The organism is Amycolatopsis sp. SID8362 (assembly GCF_010550475.1).
Taxonomy (GTDB): domain Bacteria; phylum Actinomycetota; class Actinomycetes; order Mycobacteriales; family Pseudonocardiaceae; genus Amycolatopsis; species Amycolatopsis eburnea.
Map to the genome: position 1 here is coordinate 1 of NZ_JAAGNB010001382.1, position 5,078 is coordinate 5,078.

A 5,078-nucleotide genomic window follows, 5' to 3' on the forward strand; every position below is an offset into this window, starting at 1 on the left:
GCTCCGCCACGGCAAGACCGCCAACCGCCGCAGACATCACGCGCAGTTCCGCCAGCGCGGCGAAGCCGCCGCCCGCCGCGGCGATCGGGCGCGGGTCCGCCAGCGCGGCAAGACCGCCGACCGGCGCCGTCATCGGGCGGTCTCCTGCTCCGTCAGCGCCAGGAACGCGGCCTCCAGCGGCGAAACCACCGGCGCCAGCTCGCGGACCGCCACCCCCTCGGTCACCAGCCGGCGGACCAGCTCGTCCAGCACCGGCACCAGCGCCCGGACCACCAAGACCTCCTCGTCCCGCCGCGGCCCGGCGTCCGCAGCGACCCCCGGGGTCGAGGCGATCACCCGCCGGGCGGCCGCCGGGTCGGAGGTGCGCAGGCGGTAGGCCAGCTCGCGGTTCTCCGCGGCGAGCTTGGCCGGCGGGCCGGTGAACGCGACGCGGCCGGTGGCGAGGATCGTCACCTCCGAGCACAGTGCCTCGAGGTCGTCCATGCGGTGGCTGGACAGCACCACCGTCGTGCCGCCGGCCGCGAGCTGCTCGAGGACGCCGTGGACGTGGTTCTTGCCGGCGGGGTCGAGGCCGTTGGCCGGCTCGTCGAGGACCAGCAGGCGCGGCTCGGTGAGCAGCGCCGCGGCCAGGCCGAGCCGCTGGCGCATGCCCAGCGAGAAACCCCGGACGCGGTCGTCGGCGACGTCCGCGAGCCCGACGCGGCCGAGCGTGTCATCGATGTCAGCGGTCGCATCCCGGAGAGCGGCCAGCGCCGCCAGGTTCTGCCGCGCGGTCAGCGCCGGGTAGAGGCCCGGGCCGTCGACGAACCCCGCGACCCCCGCGGGCGCGGCCAGCGCCCGGCCGACCGGCGTGCCGAGGATCTCCAAGCTGCCTTCGTCGGCGACCGCGAGGCTCAGCAGCAGGCCGAGCAGCGTCGTCTTGCCCGCGCCGTTCGGGCCGACCAGCCCGTGGATCTCCCCCGGCGCCACGTCGAAGTCGATGCCGTCGAGCGCGACGACGTCACCGAAGCACTTGGTGATCCCACGCGCTTTCACTGCCCAGGGTGCGTCCATGGGTCCCTTCCCTTCGCGGCTGCGCCAGAAACTTAGGCACCGCAAATGACGGCGGCACCCGCGTGGGGTGAACGCCGGGGGAACGCGAGCCGACCGGCGCACGCCGAGGTGGTGAAATGTCCGAGTTAACCGTCCGCTTGCCCGCGAGCGGACGGCCGCCGGGGCGGCAACCCCTATCCCACGCTCCGGAAAACCCTTACAAATGCGGGGTCAACCCCTGTTCTGGGGAATTCCCCAATAGGAGCCGGACATCTTGACACGGCGATCGGCCGTCAGGCATCGTCGAGAGACGTAGGCCACATTTCCTGCTTTTCCTCCGCGCAGGCGAACCGACGGAGAATGAATCATGACGCATATCAAGGTGACGCTTTCCGGTGGTCCGGCCGAGCTGATCGAACGGCACCGCGAATGGACGGTCGGCAGCATCGGCGAAGTCGCGAAGGTCAGCTTCGGCGCCGGGTACGAGCACTTCTCCCACGAAGGGGAGTTCACGACCGGCGCCGAGGGTGACCAGGTCCCGGTGTTCGCCTGGTGCGGGCGCACCAGAGTCGCCGAGTGACCTGGGCGGTCTCCACCTCGATCTCCACCCCGCGGAGGTCCTCCTCCACCCCGGTCCGGCGCTAGTTTCCTCCCGGTCGGTGCACCGGCACCGCGGTACGGAGGGAAATCCGCCATGGGTGAAGTACTCGGTTTCTTGCTGCTCCGTTTCGCCATCATCGGCGGCGGGATCCTGTTGCTGATCCTGCTGCTCGGCGTGGTCGTGTACGCGCTCAAGAAAGCGGGCCGGTACGATCGAGCTAAAGAAGTCGGCGGAAAAGCGCTCGATTACCTGAACGAGCGCGGCAAATCGTGAAGATCAATCGTGGTCGAGGCCGTGCCGCACGGCGTAGCGCATGGCTTCGATCCGGTTGCGGGCGCCGATCTTGGCGAACGCGTTGTTGATGTGCGTCTTCACCGTCGTCTCGGCGACGAACAGCTCGGCCGCGATCTCGCCGTTGCTCAGCCCAGCGGTGATCAGGCCGAGCACTTCGGCCTCCCGCGCGGTGAGCCCGTCCGGCAGGCTTTCCCCGCGCGGGACGGCTTTCCGCGCGCCCGGCTCGACCAGCGCGCCGGCCACCCGCCGGGAGACCTCGGCCCCGAACGTCAGCTGCCCCGAAGCCACGGCCCGCAAGGCGGCCCCGATCTCCGCGCGGCCCGCGTCCTTCGTCAGGTACCCGCGCGCCCCGGCGGCCAGCGCGCCGGTGATCGACGCGTCGTCGGCGTACGTCGTCAGCACCACGACAGCGACGTCCGGGTGCTCGCGGGTGATCCGCCGGGTCGCGTCGGCTCCGCTCAGCACCGGCATGTTCAGGTCCATCAGCACGACGTCGGGCGCCAGGCTCGCGACCAGCTCGAGCGCGCTCGCGCCGTCCGCCGCGGTCCCGGTCACTTCGACGCCGTCGAGCAGGTCCAGCAGCGCGGCCAGGCCTTCGCGCACGGCCTGCTGGTCGTCGGCCACGATCACCCGGATCGGCCGCGGCTCGCCCATCGTCCCCACGACCAGGCACGCTACAGGTCGTGAGTGTTCGGTCGGGTTCTAACCCGACCGAACACTCACGACCCAGCCGCGGCAGGTGTCAGCCCGGAGCCACCGCCCGGCCGGTCGAGGGCGAGATCATCCCCGCGCACAGGCCCCGGCTCGCCAGGGTCTGCGCGATGCGCGGGATGGCCGCCCGGGTGTTGGCAGGCCATTCGTGCATCAGGATGATCTGGCCGTTCTGCAGCCGGGCGTTGGCCGCGACGATCGCGTCGACGCTCGCGCCGTTCCAGTCCTGGGAATCGACGTCCCAGATGATCTGGCGCAGGCCGTACTTCGACGCCACCGCCTGGACCGTCGCGTTCGTTTCCCCGTACGGCGGGCGGAACAGCCGGGGCGTGCCGCCGCCCCCGGCCGCGATCGCCTGCTGCGTGCGGGAAATCTCCGAGTCGACCTGTGCCTGGCCCAGCTGGGTCAGGTGCGGGTGGGTGTAGCTGTGGTTGCCCACCCACATGCCCGCGCTGACCTGCGCGCCGACCTGGGCCGGGTACGCGGCCGCGTACTGGCCCTCGTTGAACATCGTGGCGCGCAACCCGTTCTGCCGCAACGCGCTCAGCAGCGCCGGGGTGTTGCCGGACGACGGCCCGTCGTCGAACGTCAGGCCGACGTACCCGCCGCACGCCGCCGCGTGGGCCGGGGTGACCGCGAAAGCACCCGCCGCGGCCAGCAACGCGGCTGTCAGCACCATCCTCGTGGCCCGCATGCTCAGCCCACCGTCAGGTTCGAGCTGCCGCTGCTCTGGTAGCCCTCGGTCGCGAGGATCATGTAGTAGTTGAAGCTGCCCAGCCGCATGCCGTAGCGGGCCCACGCGTCGAAGTGGTTGCCGGTGGTGATGGTGCCGCCGGTCCTCTTCTGCTGCCGGACGCTCCAGTACTGGTTGAACGTCTTGGTCCCCTCGACCGACGGCGCGTTGTAGCGGGTCGTCTGGTAGATGTCGTAGGTGCCGCCGTCGCTGGTGACCGTGCCCTTGTACGTCCCGGTGGGCCGGTAGGTGCCCCAGTTGTCGACGATGTAGTACTCCACCAGCGGGTTGGACGTCCAGCCGTAGAGCGCCAGGTAGCCGTTGCCGGAGGGGTAGAAGCTGCCGGAATAGTTCACCGTCCGCCGGCCGCCGTTGCTCCAGCCCTTTCCGCCGACGAAGTTCCCGACGTTGCTCCAGTTCATCCGGTAACTGCCACCGGAAGCGAGCGTCATGCTGACCGAGCCGCCGCCGTCGGTCCAGAACGAGTAGTAGTACCCGCCGTTGTTCCCGGTCTGGCTGGTGGTGATGACGGTGTCGGCGTGGGCGACGCCGGGCACGAGCGTGGCGGCCAGCGCCACGGCGGCCCCGGTGACGAAAACCCGGAAACGACCACGTTTCTTGGTGAGCATGCTTCCTCCTCGTCGAGGGCTGGATGGCAAAAGCATGCGAGCCGCGCCGATGGTGGGGCAATAACTTTCGGAATGTTTCGCCGCCGCGGAAAGCGCTAGCGTGGGCGCCGCTGAAACCGGTGCGGGTGGACCACCGGCCCACCCCGCACCCCGCTACTCCCGCAGCCCGATCGCGTCGATCGGCTTGGCGCGCAACGCGACCCGCGTCGCGACGCCGATCGCCACCATCCCCAGCAGCACCGCGCCGCCGGTGATTCCGAAGTAGACGGACAGCGGGCCGGCCGGCACCGGCGTTCCGCGCAGCCCGAAGTTGAGGAAAGCCAGCGGTACCAAGGCGACCAGCGTCCCGAGCACCACCGCGATCCCGACCGTGGCCAGCGCCTCCAGCCGCATCATGCGGGTCACCTGGCGGCGGGTCGTGCCGACCAGTCGCAGCAGCGCGAATTCGCGGCTGCGTTGCGCCGTCGTCAGCACCAGGGTGTTGGCCACCGAAATCGCCAGGTACCCCACGATGACGCCGACCGCGACGAGGTTCAGGTAGAACTGCGCCTGCCGGTCGCCGCCCTGGGGCGCGGACGCCGTCGACGCCGGTGCCACGACCACGCCCGGGTACGGCAGCGCGCGCAACGCCGCGGCGACGGCGTCCGCGTCCGCCCCCGGCTGCCGCCGGACCAGCACCGAATCGTCGAGGCGGCCGCCGATGTGCTGCCGGGCCAGCTCGACCGGCAGCACGAAGTCGCCGAACGCCAGGTCGCGGGTGTAGGTGGCCACCAGCCGCAGTTTCGCCGGGACGCCGTCGCCGAAGTAGAACTCGACCTCGTCGCCGATCTTCTTGTCCAGCCAGTCCGCTTCCGGGCGGCTCAGCGCCACCGCGTCGCCGGTCAGGTCGGTGAGCCGCCCGGCGTCGACGCCGAGTTCCACCGCTCCCCCGGCCTGGTCGGCCGCCAGTCCCTGCGCCGGTGTCCGCTGGACCTCGACGCTGTCGCCCACCGTGGACGCGGTCAGCACGGAGGTCCGGACCACCGGCGTCGCCACGGCCACGCCCGGCACCCGCCGGACCGCCGCCGCGACCTCCGGC

General features: G+C 71.2%; 7 protein-coding genes. 2 read left to right on the plus strand and 5 right to left on the minus strand.

Going from position 1 to position 5,078, the window contains the following annotated elements; all coding sequences use genetic code 11:
• Positions 1-129 precede the first annotated feature (129 nt).
• Complete coding sequence (locus tag G3I65_RS42480; RefSeq protein WP_163046852.1) at positions 130-1,053, minus strand: ABC transporter ATP-binding protein; 924 nt, start codon at positions 1,051-1,053, stop codon at positions 130-132.
• Between the two features lie 346 nt (positions 1,054-1,399).
• Here G3I65_RS42480 and G3I65_RS42485 point away from each other — a divergent pair, with 346 nt between their 5' ends.
• Together G3I65_RS42485 and G3I65_RS42490 are read left to right on the plus strand one after the other, a co-directional pair.
• Entirely contained in the window at positions 1,400-1,612 is a 213-nt protein-coding gene (locus G3I65_RS42485) for a DUF5988 family protein (protein ID WP_160701104.1), read from the plus strand.
• 114 nt (positions 1,613-1,726) lie between these two features.
• Complete coding sequence (locus G3I65_RS42490) at positions 1,727-1,906, plus strand: hypothetical protein (protein ID WP_125311390.1); 180 nt, start codon at positions 1,727-1,729, stop codon at positions 1,904-1,906.
• Between the two features lie 3 nt (positions 1,907-1,909).
• Here the strand turns inward: G3I65_RS42490 and G3I65_RS42495 are convergent, their stop codons facing one another.
• The 4 genes from G3I65_RS42495 to G3I65_RS42510 all read right to left on the minus strand — a co-directional run.
• Positions 1,910-2,581: a response regulator transcription factor gene (locus G3I65_RS42495; RefSeq protein ID WP_160701109.1), complete on the minus strand. Its 672-nt coding sequence runs from the start codon at positions 2,579-2,581 to the stop codon at positions 1,910-1,912.
• Between the two features lie 88 nt (positions 2,582-2,669).
• Positions 2,670-3,332, minus strand: a complete 663-nt coding sequence (locus G3I65_RS42500) for a polysaccharide deacetylase family protein (protein WP_160701105.1) — start codon at positions 3,330-3,332, stop codon at positions 2,670-2,672.
• A 2-nt stretch (positions 3,333-3,334) separates the two neighbouring features.
• A complete protein-coding gene (locus tag G3I65_RS42505; RefSeq protein WP_160701106.1) occupies positions 3,335-4,000 on the minus strand; it encodes a glycoside hydrolase family 11 protein in 666 nt (221 codons plus the stop codon).
• 153 nt (positions 4,001-4,153) lie between these two features.
• On the minus strand, positions 4,154-5,078 hold a 925-nt coding region (locus tag G3I65_RS42510; protein ID WP_160701107.1), incomplete at its 5' end, for an ABC transporter permease.

Bases quoted from the DNA above. Each gene is read 5' to 3' on its own strand.
- G3I65_RS42495 (WP_160701109.1), bottom strand. From the start codon at position 2,581: ATGGGCGAGCCGCGGCCGATCCGGGTGATCGTGGCCGACGACCAGCAG.
- G3I65_RS42480 (WP_163046852.1), bottom strand. From the start codon at position 1,053: ATGGACGCACCCTGGGCAGTGAAAGCGCGTGGGATCACCAAGTGCTTC.
- G3I65_RS42485 (WP_160701104.1), top strand. From the start codon at position 1,400: ATGACGCATATCAAGGTGACGCTTTCCGGTGGTCCGGCCGAGCTGATC.
- G3I65_RS42490 (WP_125311390.1), top strand. From the start codon at position 1,727: ATGGGTGAAGTACTCGGTTTCTTGCTGCTCCGTTTCGCCATCATCGGC.
- G3I65_RS42505 (WP_160701106.1), bottom strand. From the start codon at position 4,000: ATGCTCACCAAGAAACGTGGTCGTTTCCGGGTTTTCGTCACCGGGGCC.
- G3I65_RS42500 (WP_160701105.1), bottom strand. From the start codon at position 3,332: ATGCGGGCCACGAGGATGGTGCTGACAGCCGCGTTGCTGGCCGCGGCG.